This is a genomic window from Prosthecobacter algae (assembly GCF_039542385.1).
Lineage (GTDB): Bacteria > Verrucomicrobiota > Verrucomicrobiia > Verrucomicrobiales > Verrucomicrobiaceae > Prosthecobacter > Prosthecobacter algae.
Map to the genome: position 1 here is coordinate 789,669 of NZ_BAABIA010000001.1, position 25,641 is coordinate 815,309.

The window sequence follows — 25,641 nt, forward strand, 5'->3', positions numbered from 1 at the left end:
ATGCTTCCCGAAATTACCCAACTGATCAAACTTCAGCAGCGAGACCAGCGCATCCGCGCGCTACAGAAAGAACTCAAGGACATCCCGAAAAATGAGGCGATGGCCAAAATGCAGCTCGCGGGCGACTTGGCTGCTGTGGAGGCTGCCAATCAGCGGGCCAAAGAGATCGAGGTGAAAATCAAAGGGGTGGAACTGGACATCGCCACCCGTCAAAATTCCATCAAACGCCTGCACGATCAGCAGTTTGAGACTCGCAAGAACGATGAGTTCCAGGCGCTCGGCCACGAAATTAAGCGTTATGAAGGCGATGTGCGTGCCCTGGAGGACACGGAACTGGAGCACATGGAAGCTTTGGAAACAGCCAAGGCTGTGCTGAAGGAAGCCCAGGCCAAATTAGCCATCACCCAGGAACGGGTGAATGAAGATCTAAAATCCCTGGCTATCCGTGCCGAAGGCGTCAAATCCCGCCTGACGGACGAGGAGGCAGAGCGCAAAACTTTGGCTGATCCCGTGGAAGCTGGAACTCTCAGTCTCTACGACCGTCTGTTCACCAAAAAAGGCGATGCGGCTGTGGTCGCATTGACCAACGGCATCTGTGGAGGCTGTCACATGAAGGTGGTGATGGGTACCGTGCAGCAACTGCGCGCGGGTGAACTCCTGACTCAGTGTGAAAGCTGCGGACGCATCCTGTATCTGGTGGAATAGTCGCTGTTATGAACTGGGCGATTGTTAAAGCCGTCTGTCTTCTTTCGGTGGCGAATGTCTTCATGACCTTTGCGTGGTATGCCCATCTCAAGGACATGAAGGCCAAGCCGTGGTTCATCGCGGCGTTGCTGAGCTGGGGCATCGCCTTCTTTGAATACGTCCTGCAGGTGCCAGCCAACCGCATCGGCAGTACGGCGCTGAATCTGCCACAGCTCAAGATCATCCAGGAAGTCATCACCCTGACGGTGTTTGTGCCGTTTGTGTTTTTTTACATGAAGCAGCCGCTGAAGTGGGACTACCTGTGGGCGGCCTGCTGCATGTGCGGAGCGGTCTATTTCATCTTCAGGAAATAGGATGAGTTTCCTAATGACGGATGAACGCCTCAAGGCTGCTGCTTGACCACGCTCCGGCCTTCTTTGAGCCAAGCGTCTAATCCTCCTTTAAGGATCATGATCTGGGTGAATCCGAGATGATGCATCTGCACGGCTGTATGGGTGGAGCGGCCGCCGAGGGCGCAGTAAAGGAGACAGGGACGGGTGCGGTCGAGCGTCGCCAGATACTCCTGGGTGGTGTCCTGCAGGAAGTCATGATTTTGGGAACCTGGCAGCTTGCCCTCACGGGTGATTTCCTCCGGCATGCGGAGGTCCAGGATAAGTGCTTCGGGATTGGCTGCCATCCACGTTGCTGCCTCGGCCGGTTTCAGTTCACGAGCGCTGGCAGGCAGAATGACGGGCGGGGGCTCGGTAGCCACCACGGGCGGGGAAGCTGGTTTGCAGGCGGCGAGGGACAGAGTGAGCAGGAGCAGAAGACGGCGCATGAATACTGGCATCATCTTCACGGTTGGGACGCGCTGCAACCGCTGGTTCACTTCTGCTTCAGCCATTCCGGGATTTCCAAATCGCTGCTTTTGATGGCAGGGCTGTCCCCTTTCCAAACGAAACCGGCATCGGTGAAGCTCTTTTGATTTTCCTGCAGCCACACCAGCATTCGGTTGCCGAGCTGTTTGTTAGGTGAGTTGGCGCGCACGGCAAACGGTTGGATTGCCTTGGCCTTGTCGGCTGGCAGAGGGATTGAGTCGAAGTGAGCGGCCTGGTTTTGGATGTTGATCTGGTAAACCACGGCTGCATCCAGGGAACCGGTGCGAAGCTGATTCACCAGGAAGTCACCCGTCGGGACTTGGCTGGAGGCGTTCTTGCTGACGCTTTCGAGGAGGTTCATGGACTTCAAAATGCCTTGTGTCATGAAACCGAGCGTGGATTGTTCGGCATTGCAGAGGCCTACCTTCAGGCCAGGGCGGGCCAGGTCTGCCAGGGTCTGGACGTTTTTAGGATTGCCCTTGGGCACAGCAATCACAATCTGGGCCTCTGTCAGCAAAACAGCTTCGGGAAAGTGTTCGGCTACGGGGGGCACAAAGCAGACATCGCAGGCGTAATAAACATCTGGAAACTTGGGGCTGCTGCTGTCGCCCATTGTCTTCATGGCGGCGCAGAGGATGCCACAGCCGTTGAAAATAGTGGTGATGCTGATGCCTTCGCGGGTGGCGAAATCCTGAACCAGCTTTTCAATGGCAGGCCGGTTGACTCCGCCGCTGTAGAGGATGAGTTCAGGTTTGACGGCCCATTTGTCACCTCCTGCAGGCTGGAAGCCGAGTGATTTGAAGGCGGCTCCGCCTTTGTCAGGCGCGGCCAGATACCGGGCAAACTTGAGGGCTTCGGTTGACGATGTGGCACTGCTGAGGATCGCTGCGCTGGCTTTTTCTTCGTGGGTGGAGAGCTCTGGCACTTTGACCATTTCCAGGTCCTTGAACTGGGCGAGGGTGCTGTCCCAGACGAGAGAGGCATCCACGGCTCCCAATTGAGTGTCAGCAGCCACTTCGGTGACCGTGGGTTTCATCACCACGGCTTTTTTTGCCAGCCCTTCCCAGCGAGGCCCCAGCAGTTTTTGGGTGATCTTGCCGATGCTTGCCGCTTCAGGGTTCGTGAGGGCCAGCCGGATGCTCGGTTTTTCCAGATCAGCCAATGTGCGAATGTTTTTCGGATTGCCTTTGGCCACGGCGATGACCGGGCGCTGAATCGCAAGCGGAAGCACCTCTCGGGTCACCTTCAGTTTGCGGGCATCGGCCAGAGAGCCTTCATCGGCTGCAATGAAAAGGTCGCCACGGTTGGCCACTCGGAGTTGGGTGAGCAGAGTGCCCGTACCGCCAAATTGGAGAGAGATGGAGACGCCTAACTCCTTTTGATATTGGGCGGCGATGGCTTCGACGGGTTTCTTTAACCCGGCGGCACAGTAAACGGTGAGCGTCTGGCCTGGCTGGCCACTGCCACTGCGGAGACTGTAAAAGGCCAAAGTACCGGCAGCAGCCAGCAAGATGAGGGCGAGTAGTTTCCGAGGCATGGGATGGATTACTTTTTGCGAAGGAGAAACACCGCGACGAGGCCGAGAATGGCCGCGGCCAGGCCTCCCAGGATACGCTTGTCGACACCTACCAAGTAGGTGTCATCCAATGACAGAGGTATCCATACGTTGATGTCTGTTGAACCTGGAGCAGGTGGGACGGAACCGGTGGTGCTCACCGAAACAGGAACGGATAAAGCGGCATTGGGCTGCTTGCTTGGTTCGCTGCTGGTTTCGCCGCTGCTTTTCACGGCAGCCAGCGCTTTCTCCCAGTCCACATTCATGAGAATGTCCCAGCCGGGGTTTTCGTTTTTCATCCGGCAGGAGCAGCGGCCGACGAGAAACATGCAGGCATCCTCCAGCGAGGCATCATCCAGGTCTGTCAGCGGCCAGGCCCCGAGAACTCGTCCCCGGCCAAACACGGCAGCGGCAAAACTGGTGGTGGCTGGATCTACCTTGCCCTGCGGACCAGCCAGCATCTGGATCAGCGGTTGTTCGGCAGGATCATCGCGGCGCAGACGCAGGGCGGTGAACTTGAGAAGAAGAGGCGGACCTGGACCGAGTTGGCTGTCCGGATCATTAGGATTCTGCACGGGCAGCGCGGCGACCTGTTCCAGAAAGCGCAGACGTTTTTCGATGCGGTCTGCCTCGGTCTTATCGGCGTCAGTGCCACCCTCGGCGATGACCCACACCACGGAATCACCCGCGAGGATCTGCTTTAGCAATTGCTGGCGGGCAGGGGAGTCCAGAAGCACGCCCAGGCTTTGAGCATTGAGCGGTCCCGACCAAACATCCCGGTCACTTTTGCGTGAATGCTTCAGGATGGCCGATGCTGCCTCCGGGGCTGTGGTAATGTCCAGATTGGCCTGGCCATTCGCCCGCAGTGGTCGCAGCAGTTCGTTGATGGCAGCATCCTGCGAAACGGAGGCCGGCAGGACAAGGTGAAACTTGTCCGCCTCCCAGCGGTCCAGTGCATAACGAAAGACCGGAATGGTGCAGGCGCAGACGCTGGAAGCGGCGAGGGTGAGGCCAAAGATGAACAGGCGGGGCAGCATGAGTCTTTCGCGTCAACGAACGGGCGGCGGCCAAAGTTGCATGGGTCAGTGGGCTTGGAGCCAGTTATTTCCTGTACCGGCCTCCACACCCACGGGCACATCGCCCAGGGGGAGGGCGTTGCTCATTTCGGCGAGGATGATGGCCTTGGCCTGTTCCACCTCGGCTTCGGGCACTTCAAAGAGAAGCTCATCATGCACCTGGAGGAGCATCCGGGTTTTCAGCCCGGCTTGTTCGATGGCCTTGTCCACATTGATCATCGCCAGCTTGATCATATCCGCAGCAGTGCCCTGGATGGGCGTGTTCATGGCCATGCGCTCGGCCCCACCCCGGACACTGGCGTTGCCGCTGGCGATATCGCGGATCACTCGGCGGCGGCCTGTGATGGTCTCCACATAACCGAAGCGCTTCGCATCTTTGACGATTTGCTCCATGTATTGATGGATTCCAGGGAACTGCTTGAAGTAATTTTCGATGATGGTCGCCGCCTCTCCACGTGGAATGCCCAGACGCTGAGACAGGCCAAAGGCGCTGATGCCATAGATGATGCCAAAGTTCACCATCTTGGCCGTGCGCCGCATCTCAGGCAGCACGCCATCCAGGGTGACACCATAAACACGGGCGGCGGTGGCCTGATGAATGTCGTGACCGTTTTGGAAGGCCTCGATCATCGCGGCATCTTCACTGAGCGCGGCCATGACGCGCAACTCCACCTGGCTGTAGTCGGCGCTCAGCAGCACCCAGCCCTCCTGGCCTGGGACGAAGGCTTTGCGGATTTCCTTACCTGAGTCGGAGCGGATGGGGATGTTTTGCAGGTTCGGATTGCTGGAGGCCATGCGGCCGGTGGCGGCCATGAGCTGATGAAAGGTGGTGTGGACGCGCCCAGTCACTTTGGAAACCGTGCCCGGAAGGGTGTCCACGTACGTGTTCTTCAGCTTCGTCACTTCGCGGTATTCCAAGATATCTGCGATGATGGGGTGCAGGCCTAACAGGGATTGCAATACCTGCTCGTTGGTCTGGTACTGTCCGGTGGCGGTTTTCTTGGGTTTCTCGGTCAGTTTGAGCTTTTCAAAAAGGATCTCGCCGAGCTGCTTGGGGCTGTTGAGATTGAAGGGGCCGCCTGCCATTTCCTGAATGCGGCGGTGCATCTCATTGGCACGCTTTTCCAGTTCCAGGCCAAATTCCCGCAGGGCCTGCACATCAATGGCCACACCGCGATGCTCCATGCGCGTGAGCACGGGTAGCAGCGGACATTCGATCTCATAGAAAACACGTTCGGCACCATGCTGGGGGAGGAGCGGGCGCAGTTTCTCCGCCAATTGCCAGGTTACATCCGCATCTTCCGCCGCGTAGTCAGTGATCTTTTGCGGGTCTGCCTCGGCGACATCTGCCATGGTGGCCTGGCTGAAGAGATCATTTTTCTCCGTGCCAATAAGTGCCGTGATGGGGACTGGGGTGTAGCCCAGCATGGACTCCGCCAGATAATCCATGCCGTGACGCTGATCGGGCTCGATCAGGGAATGGGCGAGCATCGTGTCAAAGAAGGGCCCGACGACCTCCAGCCCGTGGGCCAGCATGACGCTGAGATCGAACTTGAGGTTATGCCCGATTTTTTCAATGCCAGATCCAGGGGCTAGCTGGGCCGTGGTGCTGGTATCGCCACCATCCCAGGGCGCCTCGGTCACGTCCAGAGCCGGAGCGGTATTGGTAAAGACACCACGAAACTCCTCCATAACTGCGGCTGCTTCGGCTCGGTCCCGAGGGAAGAGGACAAACCAGCCTTCGTTCGCCTGCCAGGAGAAGGCGATGCCGACAATCTGGGTATCGCGGGGATCCAGGGAAGTGGTTTCGAGGTCGAAGCAAAAGCGCGGCTGGCCTTGCAACTGGGTGATGAAGTTTCGGCGTTCTTCCGGTGTGCGGATGAGATGATAGCAGTGCTCTGTATCCGCAAGGGTCCGCAAGTTATGGGAGGTCTGCTGCGTGGTTTCCTCCATGGAGAAAAGGTCGCTGCCTGTTGCTGCAGGGGCGGCATCTTTGGCCAGTTGACGGCCACGCCCAGCTTTGAACTCATCGCCAAAAAGACGCTTGCCCAGGGTGTTAAACTCGAACTCGGTGAACAAGGCCTTCAGGGCTTCGTCATCGTGGGCTTTGACAGCCAGGGAGTCGAGCTCCACTTCCAGCGGAGCATCGTGCATGATGGTGGCGAGTTGCTTGGAAAGGATCGCCTTGTCCACATTTTGCTCCACCTTTTCCTTCTGCTTGCCCTTGAGCTTGTCCGCATTGGCGATGAGGTTTTCCAGGCTGCCATATTGCTGGATGAGGCTGGTGGCCGTCTTTTCGCCAAAGCCGGGAATGCCAGGGATATTGTCCACCGCATCTCCCATGAGAGCCAGGATGTCCACCACCTGCTCGGGCCGCTCAATGCCCCAGCGCGCGCAGACTTCAGCCACGCCTAGAATCTCGACATCGCTGCCCTGACGGCCGGGTTTGTAGATCTTCACGGAGTCTGAGACGAGTTGGCCGAAGTCCTTGTCCGGAGTCACCATGTAAGTCTCGAAGTCTTTGCCTTCGGATCGTTTGGCCAGGATGCCGATGATGTCGTCGGCTTCGTACCCATCACGTGTGAGGAGAGGAATGTTCATGGCGGCGCAGAGACGGTGAATCTGCGGAATCGCCATCGAGAGATCCTCCGGCATCTCTTCGCGCTGGGCCTTGTACTCGGGGAAAATATCGTGACGCGGCGTCGGCGCGGAAGTGTCCAAAACCACCGCCAGATGAGTCGGCTGCCAGCTCTTGATGATGTCGAGCAGGGTATTGGTAAAACCGTAGAGCGCAGAAGTGTTCAGCCCGTCGCTGGTGCGAATAGGGTTTTTGATGAAAGCAAAGTGGGCGCGGTAGAGCAGCGCCATGCCATCGAGCAGAAAGAGACGTTTGGACATTGGGCGTCAGCCTAGCGTGAATGAGGCCGGGGTGAAGTGAAAACGCAGCCGACTCCAGTTGCAGCCCACAAGACCTCCCCGTATCCCTTCCCAATGTTGGTTTTTCACCAGATGAAAGCCTTTTGTCTGTGGGGCGTCGCACTCACGGCCTTGGTCTTGGCTGGTTGTAAGCCGGAGCCGAAGCGGTCTGTGCCGCTGCCTACGCAAGTTTATGTGTGGCAGAGAAGCTGGAAGCCTGAACTGGCTGAAAGTGTGGAGCAGTCCAAAAGCTGGGTGCAGACTTATCATCTCCTGATGGCAGAAGTTCGCTTTGAAAAAGGAAAAGGCAAGATCACCCGGATCCAGGCAGATCCTGCCGTGATGAAGTCGCAGAAAGTGGGGCTGGTGCTGCGTGTTTTTCCTTCGGTCGCCAAGACCGGATGGGATGCCGACGCCACCAAGCTGGTCGTGGATCTGGCCAAAGAAACGGTTTCAGCTTGGCCCGCTGGAAACGTGGCCGAACTGCAACTGGACTATGATTGCCCAGACTCAAAACTGGCGGATTACACCCGGCTGCTTACAGCCGTGAAGACTGCCCTGTTTCCGCTGAAAGTCACCTGCACGGTTCTGCCCTCCTGGCTGCGCCAAAGGGAATTTTCAACCCTCGCGGCCCTCGTGCCTGGTTATGTTCTCCAGGTGCACTCGCTGCATCTCCCAAAGACGCAGGACAAGGCGGTGGCCCTGGTGGATCTGGCAGAAACGCGCAACGCTCTGACTCAGGCTGTGACAATCGGCGTGCCTTTTCGGGTCGCGCTGCCCACTTATTCTTGCGTGGTGGAGTTCGATTCTGCCGGAAAGGTGCGTGAGGTCTATGCGGAGGATATACCCCAGGCACTGCCGCTACAGAGTGCGAATTATGTGGTACTGGATGCCGATGCCTATGGAATGGCGGATTTGGTTTCACGATGGCGCAATGAGGCATCACCGCTGTTGCAATCGGTGGTGTGGTATCGTCTGCCAGTGGCACAGGATCGGCTGAACTGGCCGCTGGATGTGCTGGCAAAGGTTGCCCAAGGACAATCTCTGAAGCGTGGCTGGATGGCGCATTGCAAAAAGCAGGAGGCAGGGCACGCGGAAGTCGTAATTGAGCAGGCTGGCGATGCGCCGGATGATCTGCCAACTTTAGTGACTCTTCATTGGGCAGGTCCTGAAGCAGTGGGGGCCGATGCGCTGGGAGGGTATCAGGTCGTGGAGTCAGCGGCGGGGTATCTGTCTCTGAAATTGGTGAATCCTGGGCGGATGCCGCGTGTGGGCTCTGGCACAAAAAGAGTCATCGGATGGCTGCGGGTCGAGGACTCCACAGGCCCAGTAGATATTTTTGCCAAGGCCATAAGGTGAACTTGTAAGCTCAGGCCGTTGAGGGATAATCGACGGTCATGCAGACATGGCGATCATTCATTGGCTGGATGGGGCTTTTGTGCCTCGCGCCGACATTTGCCTGTGGTCCGTTTTTTCCTGAAAACGCCCTGGATAAGCCCAAAGGCATCTTGCAGCCGCCTGTGTTTCAATTCACGGGGGAGCTATATCAATTGAAGCATGGTTTGTTAGACTCGGCTTTGGCTGAACGTCAGGCAGGTTCGCCAGCCTACACGTTGGATCTGGAAATGGCGGAGATGGAGGGGATGATGAAAGATCGCCAGCCGGACGAGACAAAGAGGCGGACTTGGTTGGCTGGTTATAGAGACCTTCGAAGGGCCATGATTCTACAGGGCGATCTTTCGGAGCATGCGATGAGCAAGGGGGATCGTGAAAAGGCCCGCCCTTTGGAAGCCGTCAAAAACGAAAGCCAAAAAATATTGGGAGAGCTCCCGGCGGATGTTCGCCTTTATCTGGAGGGAGCGTTGCTTTATCTCGAAGCTGCCGATGATGCCAGCCCGCTGGTTCAGCAGGCGCGGGAGAAATGGCAGCAAGTTCTGGCTTTGCCTGCTGACCAGAGGAGGTGGCGCTCGACCTGGGCTGCGTGGATGCTATTTCGTACGGCGGATCCCACCCAAATAAAGGAGAGAGGCCGCTGGCTTTTTGAGACTCGGGAATTGTCACAAACGGGGTTTGCAGACTCCCTTCACCTGGGAATAGAAGCGACCTATGTTTTGGGTCGGCCTGGGAGCGATCTGCCGCAGAAGACAGAGGTGAGCCGTGCTGAATGGAAAAGGGCGGCCTACCTGCGTGCCATCCTAGGCCATAGCCGGGCTGATGAGCAGTTGAAATCAGATCGCTGGCAGTACAGTGCCTGGAGTGAAGACTTGTCGGAGCAAACTTTGGCAGATCCATTTTTGCGGCAAGCCCAGATGCTACATCTCATCGAGGTGGCGCAGGGGGCCTTGGGCTGGGATTTTGGTCATCATGAAAACAACATGGCTTCTCCCAATGAGGATATGGAAGCCTGGCTCCAGAGCTTTGAAAAAGCGGGGCTGCGGGAGCAGAGGGAAGCCGTTTTGCTGGCTTGGCTATATTACAATGCCGCTCGTTTCAACGAAGCGAAGCGCTGGCTCAGAATGGCTCCTGCACAAGACGTTGTCGCGCTGTCGCTGCGAGGCAAGCTCGCTGCGATGGAGGGGCGTAAGAGCGAGGCCGTGAAGGTGCTTGGAGCCCTCTCCAAGGGGTTGCCTAAAGGGCAGGATGACGCCCGGGCTCAGATGGAAGTGGATGCCCAAATGGACCCAAGCCCATTAAACGCTGAAAATTACAGTCAAGTGCGGCGGCATCATTTCCTGGCTGACTATGGCCGGGCTCAATTGGCCACCAATGACTTCGCGGGGGCTCTGACGACTTTTGCCAAAACTGATTTCTGGGAAGACACCGCCTACATTGCAGAGCGTCTGCTCTCTGTGGAGGAGTTGTTAGTTTTGGAGAGGGCGGGCGCGATTTCCCAGCCGCTGCAAGCGTGGAGATACGAAGACGAAAAGGGCGCGGAGGCGGAGGTTAAAACGATGCGTGATCTGGCACGCAAGTATGGCGGATGGGGGCGTCCGCAGGGGCTGCCTGTAATGAAATACCTCATTGGCCGAAGGCTTGTGAGAGAGCATTATTTTAAGGATGCCCAGAAAATGCTTCCGGATGAGTTGGCTCTAGCATTCGGACATTATGCCAAGGCTTACCGCCAGGGACATGAACGCAAATTACCCAAGGCTGAGCGGGCGGAGGCGCTTTGGAAGGCCGCACAAATTCACCGTTTGTTAGGCATGGAGATTCTCGGTTTTGAAACAGGGCCAGACTACTCCGTGGTAAGCGGTGCATTTGAACTGCGGGACCTGAGCAGCTTTCGCCGACAGACCGTCTGGATGGATGATTGGATGCAGGATAACCGGTTGCTAATGGCGGAGAGGCAGACTCCCACCTTGGCTGCGACGCCTGCTGAAAAGTGGCGCGGCAAGCATTACGCTCCCGTGATAAACAAACGGTATCACTATCGGTATGTGGCGGCTGATTTGGCCTGGGATGCGGCTTCCCTGATGCCGGATGATCACCCGAAGACCGCTGAGGTTCTGTGCATTGCGGGGAATTGGCTGCAGCTTCGTGATGCGGCTGCCGCAGATCGTTTTTACAAAGCCTTGGTGCGTCGAAATCCGAACGTCCAGCTGGCTCAAGAGGCCAACAAAAAACGCTGGTTTCCTGAAGTGAAATGGGACTTCGATTTGGTTTTGAAAGATCCCTGACTGGATTCAGCCGCGCTGAATTTGCAAAACATTGAGTTGTTCATTATCCGTCAACAAGACGGGATACACTCTCATGGGTCTGCCTGCACGGGAGCCCTGATAATAAACAGGGCTGGGGCGGAGGCTTCATCCGAATTCTGGGTGACAGAGTAACCAACCAGAAAGGAACGTTATGAAAACCTCAATGAAACGCGCCCGTGAATCGGGCAAAATTGGCTGGATCTTTTTGTGGCTCATCGGCATTCCGATTCCCATCCTTCTTGTGCTGTTTGTCTTGCGTGGGTGCACGTGAGGCACCGCTTTCAAAGACGGTCCGCCTTTTGGACAAAGGCGGGCCGTTTGTTATAAAGGCCATGGAGGCAATGGACTTGCGTGAAATCTCCATCACGGAAGGCTGGCTTTCCTCAGCAAGGGCAAGGTATGCTCAGTCGTATTTGTCTGTGCCTGCATGAAAGCTTTCGATCCTACCACCCATGCCTTGAATGTAAACCGTCGCGCCTTTCTGACGCAGTCGGCCTACGGGCTTGGCGGCATGGCGATGGCGGGGCTGGCTCCGCAAGCCATGGGTGGTGTGGCGGGGGCAATGCTGCAACCCCACACGCCGATAAAGGCGAAGCGGGTGATTTTTCTCTGCATGGCGGGTGGGCCCTCGCACTTGGAGACCTTTGACTGGAAACCGAAGCTGAAGGAACTGGATGGCAAGGCCTTTCCAGAATCCTTTACCAAGGGGCAGCAGCTCGCGCAGCTTCAGGGTGCGGAGCTGAAGGCCCGTGGTGCGTTTTGTGAATTCAAAAAATGGGGACAGAGCGGACAGGAAATCTCAGAGCTGTTTCCCCATATCGGCAGCATCGCAGATGACCTGTGCATTGTCCGTTCCATGCAGACGGAGCAGATCAATCATGACACGGCCCACGCCTTCATGAACACAGGCAGCATCATCAAGGGGAGGCCTAGCATGGGCTCCTGGCTGCTTTATGGTCTGGGCTGCGAGACCAGTGACCTGCCGGGCTTTGTGGTGCTGACTTCGGCGGGCAAAACCGGGCAGCAGCCGGTGTCCGCGCGGCAGTGGTCCGCCGGGATTTTGCCCAGTAAGTATCAGGGCATCCAGTTTCAGGCAAAGGGGCAGCCTGTACATTATCTGGGCAGCCCAGACGGCGTCTGCCAGAGCACCCAGCGACAAGTGGTGGAGGAGATTCAGCGGCTGAATGGCATGCTCATGGAGGAAAAGCTGGATCCGGAGATCCAGACCCGTATCGCCCAGTATGAGATGGCCTTTAAGATGCAGGCCAGCGTGCCGGAACTCACGGATGTGAAGAGCGAGCCCCAGCACATCTTGGACCTTTATGGGGTGAAGGAGCCGGGGGATGGTAGCTTCGCGTCGAACTGTTTGTTAGCCCGTCGCATGGCGGAGCGCGGCGTGCGAATGATCCAGCTTTATCATCGTGCCTGGGATCATCACGGCGGCATCGTGGATGGCATGAAAAGCTCGGCCCAGGACGTGGACCAGGCAACGGCGGCCCTGATCAAGGACCTGAAACAGCGCGGCATGCTGGATGATACCCTCATTCTCTGGGGCGGTGAATTTGGCCGTACTCCGATGGGGCAGGGGACGGGGCGGGATCACCACATTCTGGCCTTCAATGTCTTCATGGCAGGCGGCGGCGTGAAGCCGGGCTACAGCCATGGAGCCACCGATGAACTAGGCTACCGTGCGGTGGAGGATGTGGTGCATGTGCACGATCTCCACACCACCATGCTGCATCTCCTGGGCATTGATCACAAACGGCTGACGGTGAAGTTCCAGGGCCTGGATGTTCGCCTGACGGGCGTGGCCGGACATTTAGTGAAGAAGCTGATCGCCTGATCTTTACATCCACCCCGGTTCGGCGTCAGTATCTCATTCATGCTTTGGCGCATCCTATCGGCGGTCATTGTGCTTTTCTGGGCGGTGATGACCGGGCTCATCATCCGGGACACTTATTTTCCCGACCAGTCGCGCTTTGCCGTGGTGCCTCCGCGTTTTGTCTTTGACCTGTTTTTGGCCGAGGCGGCTTCGTTTAACAACACCCTGCATCTTTACCATGAGAAGGAAAAGATCGGCCACACCACGTTCACCATCCGCAAGGAAGGGGAAATGGAGACCCCCGCCGTTTACTCCGTCCTTGCCAGTGGCACCTTCACCCTACCGGATCCTGAAAAGGCTGGGCATGACGTCACTTTCCGCCTCACCGGGGAACTCGCCGATGGGGAACGCTGGCGCGGCCTGGACCTCGAACTGAAATCCACCTCGGCGGATATGCTGGCCACGGTCCTCTGGAAGGAAGGAGACAAGCTGCCCGCGATGGAGATAAAAAAAGGCGGCCAACTGGTGATGAACACTCAGTTTGTGCAGACGCTGATGGCGGTAAAGGGGACCTTGGGCGGCGACTACGACTGGCTCAGCCAGCTCACTAAAGTTCAGGAGCAGGCCAAGTCCGTGCCTCTGACGGCGCGGGAAGGCGTCATGGATCTGGCCGGAAAACAGCGCCGCTGCTACATCGTCACTTTGAAGGTGATGCAGATGGAGGAGGTGCGCTGGTATTTCACCGAAGTGGGGGAGCTGGCCCGCATCGAACTTCCGCAGGGGTACCGCTTTATCGAGCCCATGATGCATGGGCTGGAAAAAGGCCTCAATACCTTGCAGTGATGCATGTTCTCAGTCCGCCACCCGCCGCCAGCGCGCCCGGTGGATCTCGCGGCCGCTTTCCAACCAGTGCTGCTCAAAGTCAGTCGTGGGATAGAAGAAAGCGTCAGCAGGCCAGTCGAGTTGCTCAAACTGGGGGCGTGCGCCCAGGCTGGCGAGCGCATCTTCGAAATAAACCCGGTCGTCCGTTTTGAGCAAAAACTCCCCGCCTGGAGGAAGGATGCGAGCGAGACCGCTGAGGAATTCATCCTGGTTCACCAACCGACGTGCGGCGTGGCGCTTTTTCGGCCAGGGGTCAGGGCACAGCAGATGCAGGCGGGAGACGCCGCCGGTGGGCAGCAGCCAGCCCGTGGTGTAGCCGCTTTCCAGCCGCATGACATGGGCATTGGTCAGTCGCTCCCGGTTGATCTTCCGGCTGGTCTTGGAGACCCGGCCCAGCATTCGCTCCACACCCAGAAAATCCCGCTCGGGGTGCTCCTTGGCCATGCCGACCAAAAAGGTGCCGTCGCCACAGCCTAGCTCCACCTCCAGGGGACGGGCGGGGTCGGGGAAAATTTCATGGGCAGCGAGTTCGCGAAAATAGTCAGGCGGAATAAAGAGGGACATTACGAATACAAATCAGCCGTGACTTTCGCCGCCATGCAACGTAATCCGTATGCTTGTGGCAATTGTCACTGGCCAACCGAACCCTGAGACTGACCCGTTTATCATGAACCGCCGCCTTTTCATCACCACCACGGGAGCCGCTGTTGCAGGCTCGCTGATTTCCACGGGGGCGCAGGCCGCCTCTACCATCACCCTGGAGCAGGCAGCCCTGCCTTACCCTCCTGAGGCCCTGGAGCCGCATATTGATGCCACCACGATGAACATCCACTTTGGCAAGCACCATGTGGCCTACATCACCAATCTGACCAAGGCCCTGGAAACGGCTAAAATCCAGACTAGCAACGTCGTGGACCTGATTTCCGATCTCTCGAAAGTGCCGGCCGATTCTCTCGCCGCCATCCGCAACAACGGGGGCGGGCATGTGAACCACACCTGGTTCTGGCAGTGGATGGCCCCTGCGGGCAGTGGCCCTAGCGCTCCGGAAGGAAAGCTGGGCGAGGCGATCCAGAGCAGCTTTGGCAGTGTGGATGATTTCAAAAAGCTTTTCGGAGAAGCTGCGACGAAGCGTTTCGGCTCCGGGTGGGCCTGGCTCATCGTCAAAAAGGACGGCAAGCTGGCCGTCACCTCTACCCCGAACCAGGACAATCCCCTCATGAAGGGCCTGGTGCCAGATACGGATCTGGGCACTCCTATCCTGGGCCTGGATGTGTGGGAACACGCCTACTACCTGAAGTATCAGAACAAGCGCCCTGACTACATCACCGCCTGGTGGAATGTGGTGAACTGGACCGCTGTCGCCAAAGGATACGAAGCCGCCAAGGCCTGATCCTATGGCTGCTTTGATCGAGGTCAGGCTCACGGAGTTGGCTCAGTTGTTCAATTCCATGGACCCTTCGCCGTTCCATGAGCGTGACCTCGATCATGATGCTGAGGAATTTATCGTCAGTTGGGCGCAGGAACACGCCCGAGGGGAGGATCTGAAGTTGGTTGTTCATCTGACCCGGCCGCCTGCGGATGGTCCGCCAGATCCTCAATTGGTTGAAAATTCCGTGCAACACTACTTCAGCTACCGTGCCGAACTTCTGTGGCGTGAGTTTCGTCAGTTGATGAAAGAAGGTCGCTTGAGCTTGCTAGTGGGCCTTGGCTTTTTGGTTCTTTGCCAAGCTGGCATTTGGCTCCTGCATCTCCCAGCCACTGGGGCGAGTCAGCCGGTCCATGAGTGGGGGCTGCCCGGACTCAGTGTCCAGCTTCGGGCTTTTTTGCGTGAAGGCCTGACCATCGTTGGTTGGGTGGCCATGTGGCGCCCGTTGGAGATTTACCTGTATCGCTGGTGGCCTTTGCTTGGTCGTCGTCGGCTGTATCAGCGGTTGGCCTCAATGGTGGTGGAAGTGCGCCTTCCCGCTTGATTGAACGAAGCTTTCTGGCCTGCGTCTACGTAGAGTATGACCGTCATGAAACGACTCTCCTTTATCGCTGCACTTTGTGTCCTGCCGCTGACCGGACTTGCTGAAGACAAAGTCAAGCATGTGGATGCCGAGAAAGCGGCCCAACTGGTGGCCGAGGGCAAGGTGACGGTCGTGGACGTGCGCACGGAGGACGAGTTCAAGGACGGCCACATCAAAGGCGCGGCCAATGTGGACCTTCTCTCAAAGGACTTCGTCAGAAAGCTGGAGACGGTGGACAAGTCCAAGCCCGTGCTGGTGCATTGTCAGGCCGGTGGCCGCAGCACTCGTTCTTTGCCTAAATTGGAGCAGGCTGGCTTTACTGAAATCTACCACCTAGATGGTGGAATGGCCGACTGGGTGAAGGCGGGCAAACCCGTGGAAAAATAAAGCCCGTCCAGATTGGTGGGGCAGGGAACTGGGCACTCCGGCTCCTGCTATTCCTTCACCACTTTGCCGCCCAGAGAAAGGATGCGGGCTTTGCCCTTGGCATCCTCAGCTTCTGCGATCTGACCGTTGCGCACATACATCTGTGACAGGCCGGTCCAAGCCAGAAGGTCATTGGGCTGTAGTGTCGTGGCCATCAGGCCTGCACCGATGGCTTCTTTCACTTCACCCACTTTCAGCAGAGCCATGCCCAGGGCCTGCCAGCCATCGAAAAACTGAGGGTCGCGGGCCACACATTGCCGATAGATGGCAATGGCTTCCTCCAGTTCGCCAACGGCCAGATGACCGTTGGCTTCATCAAACAAATCTTCGAGAAGGATCGTGTCGCTCATGGTTCTACGTTCCTTCAGGTCTTAAATCAGGCCTGGGTAATCAGCATCTTGGCCTTGGACTCACCACGGCGGCGGGTGAACCAAGCTTCAAACAGACGGGTGCGCTCCTGGTCGGCACGGCCGGTGCCCATGTTTTCACGCAGGGCTTTGCTGTCATCGCGCTTGCGCAGTTCCTTGGCGCTCACATAGACCAGAAGGGAACCTGTTTCCGTATCAATCGCCTTGGTGAGTTCACCGGCAGCAGTGTCGCGGGCCTGGCCGGCGATGACGTTGCTGCTGGCCACTTCCATGGCAGGCTCAGCAACGGTGATGTCGGTCAGAGGGGAAAGGGTCAGTTTCTTTTCCTTGGCCAGATCTTCGATTTTCTTGCCAGCCTTCAGGCCATCGGCCAGGGCAGTGCGTGCTTCATTGGCGGCCTTGGTGAGGGCTTCCTGGGCCTTCTGGCTCACCAGGGTTTCCTTGACCTTGTCTTTCACTTCAGCCAGTTCCTGCTGCTTGGGTTCTTCCACCTTGGTCACGGAGAAAATGTAGTAGCCGTTGCTGCCCTGCACAGGATCGCTGATCGGGCGCACTTCCGGATTGGTGGCGAAGATGGCATCCACGAGTTCCTTTTCCGCCTTGAGGGCTTCTGGGGGACCCTCCTTGGTGAAGAGGTCTGCCTTCAGAACGGTTTCATTCAGGGTCTTGGCAATTTCTTCAAACTTAGCTGCAGGCTTGATGCTGGCGTCGTTGAATTTGTTCACGCGATCCACCACGGCTGTTCTGGCTTTCTCCTGCTCTTCAGCGGGCTTCTTGTCGTCGGCTTTGGGGTTTTCGAAGTACACATAGCTGACAGCACGTTTGCCTGAGGTCTTGTAGCCTTCCTTGTTCTCGTCGTAGTATTTCTGGATCTCGTCATCTTTGACGACGGCGGTCTTTTTGAAGTCTTCCAGATTGAAGGCGATGGTGTTGACCTTCAGCGTCTGATACTCGCTGGCGTAGGCTTTTTCAGCTTCCAGAGGGCTGGCGGTGTAGTTCTTGCCAATGAGGTCACGCAGCTTGTTGAAGCCAATGCTCAGCTTCACGATTTCCAGAAGGTCGACGCTGTTGAAGCCATTGGCCGCCATCATCTGTTCCACGCTGTAGGCACGCTCCGCACTGAAGGCCCCGTTTTCCTGGAAGGTCGGCAGCTTTTTCATCGCTTCTTTGGCCTCGGCGTCACTTGAGTGGATGCCCAGACGATCCATCTCATGCTGGAGGACGAGCTGGTTGATGACGATGTTGTTGGTCTGGTCTTCCTGGGAGCCGATGCGGGAAAGGCTAAGCAGGTCGAACATTTGCAGACTGTAGATTACCTGCATCCGGCGGCCCAGACGCTGGGCTTCGGCGATGGTGTAGTTACGGCCATACACCGTGAAGGCTTTGTCCGTGGGCTGGCCCTCAAGGCTTTCCGGACCACTTCGCATGCCACCCCAGACGGAGAAGCTGATGATGATGATCACGGTGACGGTGATGAGGAAGGCACCACGGTGGCGGCGGAAAAATTCAAGCATGGCTGGCGGAGTGTGAAACGGGCGCGCAAGTAAGCCGCTGGCCTCCATAGGGCAACCGGAAATTCAACAACCTAAGACGACGGCGGAATCGGGCCCTGCGGAGTTTGCCCTGTATCAGGGGCCAAACCGTAACGAGAAGAGGTCTGCCTCCAGCATGGAAAAGTGCAGCCGCACCGGCTGCCCAGCGAGGGCGGACAGTTCGCGGCCGCCTTTCCATCGCACGGCGGTTTCGATTTTGTCACCTTCCACAGCTTCACAATCGGCCAGGGTAAAGCCCGGGATCTGCTGACCTTCAGGCGTCTGGATTTCCACACGGAGGCTGCCTGCGGCGCTGGCGCTGAAATTGAGCAGCAGTTTCTTTCCTGAAAATGTCAGTGCTCGTGTGGTGAAACTGCCCGTTTCTGCTCCGGCGTGGACGGAGGCAAAGCCGTCCGTCCGCAGCACATAGCGATCGCCGCTGCGATGGTAGATGGACATTTCCTGCGGCCCGGTGGGCAGCACATTGAGCGCCACATAGTTGGCCCGGTTGATCCATTGCTCCGGATCCAATCCTGGGCGGATATAGGCTTCGGTAAAAGTGCGATCGTATTTTTCCGAACCTGCACGGCTGGTCATGAATAAAATGTCCGTGGAGTTCACGCTCGTCTCACTGTCCCGTGCTTCGCCTTTGCCCGGAACATAGCGCGTTGGCAGCGCAATGTAGAGGTGCGGGGCCCGGAAGTAGGGATGGGTCATGTTGGTGTAAAGATGCTCGCCCGGCCGGTTGGGCTTCATCTCGATAGGGTCGCTCCAGGTCACGAAGTCAGTGGAGGTCGCCCGGGTGATGCTGCGCAGCCGTTCTGGGTCCGTCCACGTGCGGAAATAGCACACGTATTTTTGTTCGGCCTCAGACCAGAAAGACACATTGGGAGAGTCAAATGCATGTCGCCATTTTGGGCTGTAAGGGATGGCCTCAGCCTTGCGGGTCCAGCGGATTCCATCCGCCGAGACAAAGGCAAACAAACCTCGGCCTGGCGTGGTGCTGCCACGTTTGTCGCCGGGACCTGGGTAACCTGCCAGCGCTTTGTAGCGTTCTTCGGCAGGCACGCCTGGCCGGGAATCGAGGAATGGCATGAAGTTGGTGAGAAAGGGCGGCTGGTTGGCCAGGATCACATTGTTTTCCTTGCTGTCGCTGATCTCGTGCAGGCCCTGGTTTGGGAAGGTCCACTCGTGGCCATCCTGACTTTCTGCGTAGTTCACCGTCTCACCTGGATGCCCGCTGTGGAAGGGGCTAGTGTAGGCGGGATCACTGCTTCGATACCACGCCCGGAAGAGCGCACCGTCCTTGATGACCGTGACCATATGCTTCACGGGCAGCGGGGACTTTGGCCTCGGGGCCTTGATTGGAGCATGCATTTTCAGCGTGGTGCCCTGCATGTCTTCGATGAGGAACTTGTCCACGAACAGTTCCAGCCGCGAGCCCAGGGCGATGGGCTTGGCTGCCTCCGCCGCAGGCAGTCCGGACCGGGATGCCGTCAATGCGGCCAGAAGCAAAAGGGGTAGGATCTTCATGGAGATCCTACCCAAACGTGTCGCCGGGCCTGCCTTTGCAAATAGACCTTGGAATGTCTCTTAAAAGAGGCTGCCCGAATAGTCGCTCGGCATGCGCCAGTCGCCGCGCGGAGACAGCGCTACGGAGCCTACCTTCGGCCCATCTGGCATGGATGACCGCTTGAACTGGCTTTGCACAAACCTGCGCAGGAAGGTGGCCAGCCACTTGTCCACCACCTCGGCCGGATATTGATCTGCAAAGGCCTGCGCGGCCAGAAAGCGGATCTTGGCCTCATCGCAGCCATGGCGGATGAAGTGAAAGAGGAAAAAGTCATGCAGCTCGTAAGGCCCCACGGTATCTTCGGTCTTCTGCTTCATGCTGCCATCGGCGGCGAGGGGGAGGAGTTCCGGGGAAATCGGGGTGTCAATGATGTCATGCAGGATGGCTCCGGCCTCCGTGGCATACAGCTCGCTGGCGCACCATTCGATGAGGTATTTCACCAGGGTTTTGGGCACACCGGCATTGACGTGGTACATGGACATGTGGTCGCCATTGAAAGTACACCAGCCCAGCGCGGATTCTGAAAGATCGCCCGTGCCGACCACGATGCCGCCTGTCTGGTTGGCCACATCCATCAGCACCTGCGTCCGCTCCCGGGCCTGGGCATTTTCATAGGTCACATCGTGAAGGCCTGCGGGATGGCCGATGTCCTTAAAATGCTGCTCCACAGCCGCACCGATGCCAATGGTCCGCAGCGGAATGTGCAGTGCCTCGGCCAGTTTTTCGGCATTGCCTTTGGTCCGTGCGGTGGTGCCAAAGCCGGGCATCGTGATGGTCAGGGCGGCCTCACGCGGCAGGCCTGCACGTTTCAGCGACTCGATCATCACCAGCAAGGCCAGGGTGGAATCCAGACCGCCTGAAAGACCGAGCACCGCCGTCTTGCTGCGCGTCTGGCGCAGCCTGCGGGCGAGGGCCGTGGCCTGAATGGCAAAGATCTCTTCGCACACGGCCTGGCGGTCAGATCCGGCAGGCGGGACAAAGGGATGCGCAGACAGCGGACGAAGCAGAGCAGGGGAGACTCCAGGCTGGGTCTCACCCAGACAGAAGGTGATGCGCGAGTAAGACTGCGTGGCGGCGGCATCCCGAAACGCCGTGTTGCGCACGCGCTCATGCTCCAGCCGTTGAAGGTCCACATCGGCCAGGGCTGCACGGGTCTCAAAGGCAAAGCGCTCCGTTTCGCCTAACAAAGAACCGTTTTCGGCAATGAGACCATGGCCTGAATAGACCGTGTCCGTGCTCGATTCCCCCGCACCTGCGCTGGCATAGATGTAGGCCGCCTGGCAGCGCGCACTTTGCTGGGAGATGAGCTGGCGGCGATAGGTAAACTTGCCCAGCACCTCATTGCTGGCCGAGGGGTTGGCCAAAAGAGTGGCCCCGGCCAGAGCCGCATGGCTGGAGGGAGGGATCACCGTCCACAGGTCTTCACAGATCTCCACCCCGAGCACAAAGCCGGGCAGGTCGGTGGCTTCAAACAAAAGGTCGGTGCCGATAGGGATACCGTCTGCCTCTGTATGAGTGTCCGTCAATGTGGTGGCCGGGGAAAACCAGCGCCGCTCATAAAATTCGCCCGAATTGGGAAGAAAAGTTTTTGGCACAAAGCCCAGCACCTCACCATCGGCAATGACAGCGGCCACGTTGTATAGTCGCCCTTGTACGATCAGTGGCAGGCCGACCACGATGCAGCAGCCCAGGCCGGCATTCGCCTCCGCCAGTTGTTTGACTCCGGCCAGGGCCTGTTGCTGGAGGCTGCGCTGATAAAAAAGATCCGCGCAGGAATAGCCCGTGAGACACAGCTCTGGAAAAACAATGAGGCGGCAGCCCTCGCTGGCAAGGCGCTGCATTTCCGTGCGAAGCGTGGCCACGTTGGCGGCCACATCGCCCAGTTTCAGCTCTGGAGACACCGTGGCGACACGCACAAAACCATGTTGTTCACGGGGGCACAGAGACGGGTTGGGGTCGGGCATGACAGAAGATAACACGACTCCATCATCCGGCATCGAAGAAAAAACACCTTGCATCTGCGCCCTCTCTCCCGCACACTTGGTCTGTTCCTGGTTCTCTCAACCAGGTGAACACTGGTGACTGCTCCGGCGATTGGAGCTGTGATTTCAAAAAGCCAAGGCTCACGAAATCCTTTCCTGCGACAGGCCTCGGCCCGTTTCAGAGCAGACACCGCGGCAAGGCCGCTCTTTACCATTTCCATTCATTCATCCCGAACGGGACCCGCCGCCCGCGAAGCGCCGGAGTACCCTTCCATTTTCCCCCAACCCCAGACATCGCAACATGGCAGGACATAACAAGTGGTCCAAGGTCAAGCACATCAAGGCCGTGGTGGACGTGAAGCGTGGCAAAGTCTTCAGCAAACTTTCGAAGGAGCTGACGGTGGCCGCGAAGAACGGCGGGTCTAACCCCGATCTCAACGCTCGCCTGCGTTCCGCCATTCTGGCGGCACGTGCGGCCAACGTGCCGAATGACAACATCGAACGCGCCATCAAAAAAGGGGTGGGCGAACTCGAAGGGGCCGCCATTGAGGAAATTACGTATGAAGGCTACGGCCCCGGTGGTGTGGCGCTGATGGTGGAAGTCGTCACCGACAACCGCAACCGGGCCGCCAATGACCTGCGGGTGCTGTTTGGCAAAAACCAGGGCACCTTTGCCGATGCCGGCAGCGTCGCCTACATGTTCACTCGGCGTGGAGAGATCCGCATCGAGAAAGGCTCCCTTACTGAGGATGCTGTTACCGAACTGGCCCTTGAGGCCGGTGCTGACGACGTTCAGGACGATGGGGACGACTGGATCCTCTACACCACTTTCGAACAAACCTTCCAGGTGGCCAGTGCGCTGCGTGAGAAAGGGGTGACCACCAAGTCACAGAACCTCATTTATCAGCCCAGCACCACGGTGACCATCACCGATGTCGAACTGGGCCGATCCATCATCAAGCTCTACGACGTCCTCGACGACTACGACGATACCCAGAACGTGCACGCCAACTTCGAAATCGCCGATGAGATCGCCGATGAACTGTCCTAACCAATTTTGAAAAAACCATGAGCGAAGAACTCCTGCTCGATCTGTCTGCCCCCCAATCCAAGCCTGCCAAAAAGGCCGCTGCCAAAAAAGCTGCCCCGAAGAAAACGGCGGCAGTTAAAACGGCGGCCGTAAAGGTCGCCCCAACCAAAAGTGTGGCGGCGAAAAAGCCTGCGGCGAAAAAGGCGGCGAAAGCTAAGGAACCCGCCCCCCAGGCTGAAGCGGAGCCTGTGCAGCCAGCACCCGTGGCGCCTGTGGCAGAGACTGCCCCGGAACCGACACCCGAGGTGAATGGCACGAAGAAAGCCAAGCCTGTGCGCAAGTCTGCAGTGCTGAAAAAGGCGGCTGAAATGCTGGCCCAGATGCAGGCTGCCGAGGCTGCACCGAAAGCTGAAGCCCCTGTTGCCAGCGCTCCCGCTGTCGAAGTTTCCGCTCCAGCGCCAGTCGCTCCAGCTATCGTTGAGCCGATGGCTCCCGTGGTGGAAGAGGCCCCCGTGGTTGCCGCACCGGCTCCAATCGCTGTTGCTGAACCTGTGGCCCCACAGCCCCAGCAGCCACAACGCCATGCCGACCATCAGCATGCCCCGCGCGGCCAGGGCCAGGACAGCAATGGCCAGCCCAATGGTCCTTCGGGAGACGGCCAGCCCCAAGAGCGCCGCAAATCCAAATTCGAGCGCTGGAAAGAGCGTCGCGAACGTTTCCGTCAGGAAAAGATTGCCCGTCAGCAGGCGAATGGTGGCAATGGAAATGGCAACGGCCAGCAGCAGCATTCCCAGCAGCCGCGTCATCAGAATCAGGAAGTCCAGGCGGGCGGTGATGAGGAGCGCAATCGCCCCTCCGAAATCCCTCTTGGCCCGCCCGAGCCTGCCGATGGCATCCTAGAACTGACGCCCAAAGGCTACGGATTCCTGCGCCAGCGTGACCGGATGTACATCCAGCACCCGAATGATTCCTTCATTTCGGCCGATTTCATCCGCCAGTATGGCCTGCGTGAAGGCATGCAGATCAAAGGCGTGGCCCAGAAGGGCCAGCGCGGTCTTCAGGTCACTTCGGTGGCCGAAGTGAACGGCCGTGTGCCTGAGTCTATTCGCGACCTGCCTTTGTTCGAAGAGCTGAAGGCGACCAACCCTACCAAGAAGATCCAGCTTGAGACTTCGAAGGACCGCCTGACCACACGTGTCATTGACATGTTTACACCCGTGGGCCGTGGCCAGCGTGGCTTGATTGTCGCCCCGCCACGGGCAGGCAAGACCACTATGCTGCAGCACATCGCCGAGGCGGTGGTGGCCAATCATCCCGGCATGCATCTCATGATTCTGCTGGTGGATGAGCGCCCGGAAGAAGTGACCGAGTTCAAGCGCATCCTGCCCAAGGCGGAAATCTATGCCAGCTCGAATGATCAGGACATCAAGAGCCACACCCGCATCGCTGCCTTTGCGGTGGAGCGCGCCAAGCGTCTCGTCGAGTGCGGTGAGCACGTGTTCATGCTCATGGATTCCATCACCCGTCTGGCCCGTGCCTTTAACAATGCGAAGTCCGGCGGTGCCACCATGAGCGGCGGCATGGGCGTGGGGGCGATGGAGATCCCCCGTCGTCTTTTTGCCGCAGCGCGTAACACCCGTCAGGCAGGCAGCCTCACCGTTCTGGCCACGGCCTTGGTGGAAACTGGCAGCCGCATGGACGACCTCATTTTCCAGGAGTTCAAGGGCACCGGCAATATGGAGCTGGTGCTGGATCGCAAGATTGCCGAGCAGTTCTACTACCCGGCGGTGAACATCTTCAAGTCCGGCACCCGCCGCGAAGAACTGCTGCTGCAGTCCTTCCAACTCGACAAGATTCACATGCTGCGCCGTGGCCTCGCCGGGCATAAGCCGATCGATGCTATCCAGCGTGTGCTGACTCTTATGGAGCGCTACCCCAGCAATGCCCAGATGCTGGTGGATCTGCCGAACAAGAGTTAGGTTCAGGCCATCAGGCACATCAAATGTCCAGCGGACCCCGGTGAAAACCTGGGTCCGTTTTGTTTGGAACTAGGCTTCGTCTTTTCCTCACACGACCGCTCATTTTATGCCATAGTAGCAGGCCCGTGATTCAGCATCTCTACGTCCACATTCCCTTTTGCCACCGCATCTGTCCTTACTGCTCCTTTTACAAGCACCAGCACGGCAGCACGGACATGGCAGGGTTTGTTGAGGCCGTCTTGGCCGAGGCTAAGCGCGAACAGGCCACCCGTGCCCTGGACCTCCGCACCGTGTATTTGGGGGGCGGCACGCCCACGGCCCTGAGTGAAAAACACATGGAGCGCCTGCTTTCGGGTCTGCGTGAGATATTTGATTTCTCCCAGGTCACCGAATACACCAGTGAGGTGAACCCCCGCACCATTACCGCCTCCAAAGCGGCCATTATGCGCAGCCAGGGCGTCTCCCGCATCAGTCTCGGTATCCAGGCCTGGGACGAGCCCACTCTGAAGATCCTGGGCCGCGATCACGCACCGGCAGATGCCGAAGAAACGTACCAACTTCTGCGTGGGGCGGGTTTTGACAGTGTCAGCCTGGACCTCATGTTCTCCATACCGGGGCAGAGCCTGCAAACCTGGAAAGAAACGGTCGAAAAAACCATCTCCCTGCAGCCAGACCACATCTCTGCCTACAATCTGAACTACGAGGAAGACACGGAGTTCTTCCAGCGCCTGCGCAAAGGCCAGTATCAGGAGGACGAAGGCCGCGATGCGGAGTTCTTCTACCTCGCTCTCGATCTCCTGGAAGCCTCCGGTTATCAGCATTACGAGATCAGCAACTACGCCAAACCTGGCTTCCGCTCCATCCATAACGAGAGTTATTGGTTAGGCGAAGAATACCTGGGCCTGGGTCCCAGTGCCTACTCCACTGCGGCGGGCCAGCGCTGGCAAAACATTGCCGATACCACTCGCTACATGGAACTCATCCAGGCGGGGCAGGGGACTGCTCAGCCTGGCGAGGAATTGACCGAGGATCGCCGCCGTACCGAGCGATTTGGCCTGGAACTGCGCACCGTCCGCGGTCTCCCGGCAGATCTCGTGCTGCCAGAACAGCAGCGGATGATGACCACCCTGGAAAGTGAAGGCCTGCTCACCCTGAAAAACGGGCACATCATCCTCACCCGCGAGGGCAAGCCCCTCGTGGACTCCATTGCCGTAGCCCTGATGGGCTAGGT

General features: G+C 58.1%; 21 protein-coding genes. 12 read left to right on the forward strand and 9 right to left on the reverse strand.

All coding sequences use genetic code 11. The features are described from left to right. Positions 1 to 705 (forward strand): zinc ribbon domain-containing protein, encoded by a 705-nt coding sequence (locus tag ABEB25_RS03110; RefSeq protein WP_345734921.1) that lies wholly within the window; start codon positions 1 to 3, stop codon positions 703 to 705. 8 nt (positions 706 to 713) lie between these two features. Continuing rightward, positions 714 to 1,058 carry a DMT family protein gene (locus tag ABEB25_RS03115; RefSeq protein ID WP_345734922.1) on the forward strand — a complete coding sequence of 115 codons (345 nt, stop codon included), beginning with the start codon at positions 714 to 716 and terminating at the stop codon, positions 1,056 to 1,058. 29 nt (positions 1,059 to 1,087) lie between these two features. Here the strand turns inward: ABEB25_RS03115 and ABEB25_RS03120 are convergent, their stop codons facing one another. Genes ABEB25_RS03120 through polA form a run of 4 tightly spaced genes read right to left on the reverse strand, consistent with a single transcriptional unit; the run spans position 1,088 to position 7,091 of the window. Next, positions 1,088 to 1,522: a rhodanese-like domain-containing protein gene (locus ABEB25_RS03120; protein WP_345734923.1), complete on the reverse strand. Its 435-nt coding sequence runs from the start codon at positions 1,520 to 1,522 to the stop codon at positions 1,088 to 1,090. Between the two features lie 47 nt (positions 1,523 to 1,569). Next, positions 1,570 to 3,099 carry a molybdate ABC transporter substrate-binding protein gene (modA, locus tag ABEB25_RS03125; protein ID WP_345734924.1) on the reverse strand — a complete coding sequence of 510 codons (1,530 nt, stop codon included), beginning with the start codon at positions 3,097 to 3,099 and terminating at the stop codon, positions 1,570 to 1,572. An 8-nt stretch (positions 3,100 to 3,107) separates the two neighbouring features. Further along, positions 3,108 to 4,154, reverse strand: coding sequence for a hypothetical protein (locus tag ABEB25_RS03130; RefSeq protein WP_345734925.1), 1,047 nt, complete (start codon positions 4,152 to 4,154; stop codon positions 3,108 to 3,110). A 45-nt stretch (positions 4,155 to 4,199) separates the two neighbouring features. Beyond that, the gene (polA, locus tag ABEB25_RS03135) at positions 4,200 to 7,091 is read right to left on the reverse strand and encodes a DNA polymerase I (RefSeq protein WP_345734926.1); all 2,892 of its coding nucleotides are present in this window, start codon (positions 7,089 to 7,091) and stop codon (positions 4,200 to 4,202) included. A gap of 111 nt (positions 7,092 to 7,202) precedes the next feature. Here polA and ABEB25_RS03140 point away from each other — a divergent pair, with 111 nt between their 5' ends. From ABEB25_RS03140 to ABEB25_RS03155, 4 genes are all read left to right on the forward strand, one after another. Beyond that, the gene (locus ABEB25_RS03140; protein WP_345734927.1) at positions 7,203 to 8,468 is read left to right on the forward strand and encodes a DUF3142 domain-containing protein; all 1,266 of its coding nucleotides are present in this window, start codon (positions 7,203 to 7,205) and stop codon (positions 8,466 to 8,468) included. Positions 8,469 to 8,506: 38 nt separating this feature from the next. Then, positions 8,507 to 10,786 carry a hypothetical protein gene (locus ABEB25_RS03145; RefSeq protein WP_345734928.1) on the forward strand — a complete coding sequence of 760 codons (2,280 nt, stop codon included), beginning with the start codon at positions 8,507 to 8,509 and terminating at the stop codon, positions 10,784 to 10,786. Positions 10,787 to 11,234: 448 nt separating this feature from the next. Then, positions 11,235 to 12,650 (forward strand): DUF1501 domain-containing protein, encoded by a 1,416-nt coding sequence (locus ABEB25_RS03150; protein ID WP_345734929.1) that lies wholly within the window; start codon positions 11,235 to 11,237, stop codon positions 12,648 to 12,650. Positions 12,651 to 12,689: 39 nt separating this feature from the next. Next, complete coding sequence (locus ABEB25_RS03155) at positions 12,690 to 13,472, forward strand: hypothetical protein (RefSeq protein WP_345734930.1); 783 nt, start codon at positions 12,690 to 12,692, stop codon at positions 13,470 to 13,472. 9 nt (positions 13,473 to 13,481) lie between these two features. On the opposite strand, the gene trmB is transcribed toward ABEB25_RS03155, so the two are convergent. Next, on the reverse strand, positions 13,482 to 14,075 hold the full coding sequence (gene trmB, locus ABEB25_RS03160) for a tRNA (guanosine(46)-N7)-methyltransferase TrmB (RefSeq protein ID WP_345734931.1): 594 nt from the start codon (positions 14,073 to 14,075) through the stop codon (positions 13,482 to 13,484). Between the two features lie 187 nt (positions 14,076 to 14,262). Here trmB and ABEB25_RS03165 point away from each other — a divergent pair, with 187 nt between their 5' ends. From ABEB25_RS03165 to ABEB25_RS03175, 3 genes are read left to right on the forward strand one after another with little or no spacing between them, the layout of a single operon-like run. Further along, positions 14,263 to 14,901, forward strand: coding sequence for a superoxide dismutase (locus ABEB25_RS03165; protein WP_425571958.1), 639 nt, complete (start codon positions 14,263 to 14,265; stop codon positions 14,899 to 14,901). A gap of 4 nt (positions 14,902 to 14,905) precedes the next feature. Further along, entirely contained in the window at positions 14,906 to 15,481 is a 576-nt protein-coding gene (locus ABEB25_RS03170; protein WP_345734933.1) for a hypothetical protein, read from the forward strand. Between the two features lie 45 nt (positions 15,482 to 15,526). Continuing rightward, a complete protein-coding gene (locus tag ABEB25_RS03175) occupies positions 15,527 to 15,907 on the forward strand; it encodes a rhodanese-like domain-containing protein (protein WP_345734934.1) in 381 nt (126 codons plus the stop codon). A 47-nt stretch (positions 15,908 to 15,954) separates the two neighbouring features. Here the strand turns inward: ABEB25_RS03175 and ABEB25_RS03180 are convergent, their stop codons facing one another. The 4 genes from ABEB25_RS03180 to ABEB25_RS03195 form a co-directional block, all read right to left on the reverse strand. Continuing rightward, positions 15,955 to 16,296 (reverse strand): tetratricopeptide repeat protein, encoded by a 342-nt coding sequence (locus ABEB25_RS03180; protein ID WP_345734935.1) that lies wholly within the window; start codon positions 16,294 to 16,296, stop codon positions 15,955 to 15,957. 26 nt (positions 16,297 to 16,322) lie between these two features. Next, entirely contained in the window at positions 16,323 to 17,828 is a 1,506-nt protein-coding gene (locus ABEB25_RS03185) for a peptidylprolyl isomerase (protein WP_345734936.1), read from the reverse strand. Between the two features lie 114 nt (positions 17,829 to 17,942). Then, the gene (locus tag ABEB25_RS03190) at positions 17,943 to 19,379 is read right to left on the reverse strand and encodes a glycoside hydrolase family protein (RefSeq protein ID WP_345734937.1); all 1,437 of its coding nucleotides are present in this window, start codon (positions 19,377 to 19,379) and stop codon (positions 17,943 to 17,945) included. Positions 19,380 to 19,439: 60 nt separating this feature from the next. Continuing rightward, entirely contained in the window at positions 19,440 to 21,383 is a 1,944-nt protein-coding gene (locus tag ABEB25_RS03195) for an NAD(+) synthase (RefSeq protein ID WP_345734938.1), read from the reverse strand. A gap of 319 nt (positions 21,384 to 21,702) precedes the next feature. Between ABEB25_RS03195 and ABEB25_RS03200 the strand changes: the two genes are divergently transcribed. The 3 genes from ABEB25_RS03200 (at position 21,703) to hemW (ending at position 25,639) form a co-directional block, all read left to right on the forward strand. Further along, a complete protein-coding gene (locus ABEB25_RS03200) occupies positions 21,703 to 22,452 on the forward strand; it encodes a YebC/PmpR family DNA-binding transcriptional regulator (RefSeq protein ID WP_345734939.1) in 750 nt (249 codons plus the stop codon). 17 nt (positions 22,453 to 22,469) lie between these two features. Further along, complete coding sequence (gene rho / locus ABEB25_RS03205; RefSeq protein ID WP_345734940.1) at positions 22,470 to 24,410, forward strand: transcription termination factor Rho; 1,941 nt, start codon at positions 22,470 to 22,472, stop codon at positions 24,408 to 24,410. 125 nt (positions 24,411 to 24,535) lie between these two features. Beyond that, positions 24,536 to 25,639, forward strand: coding sequence for a radical SAM family heme chaperone HemW (gene hemW / locus ABEB25_RS03210; protein ID WP_345734941.1), 1,104 nt, complete (start codon positions 24,536 to 24,538; stop codon positions 25,637 to 25,639). Positions 25,640 to 25,641 lie beyond the last annotated feature (2 nt).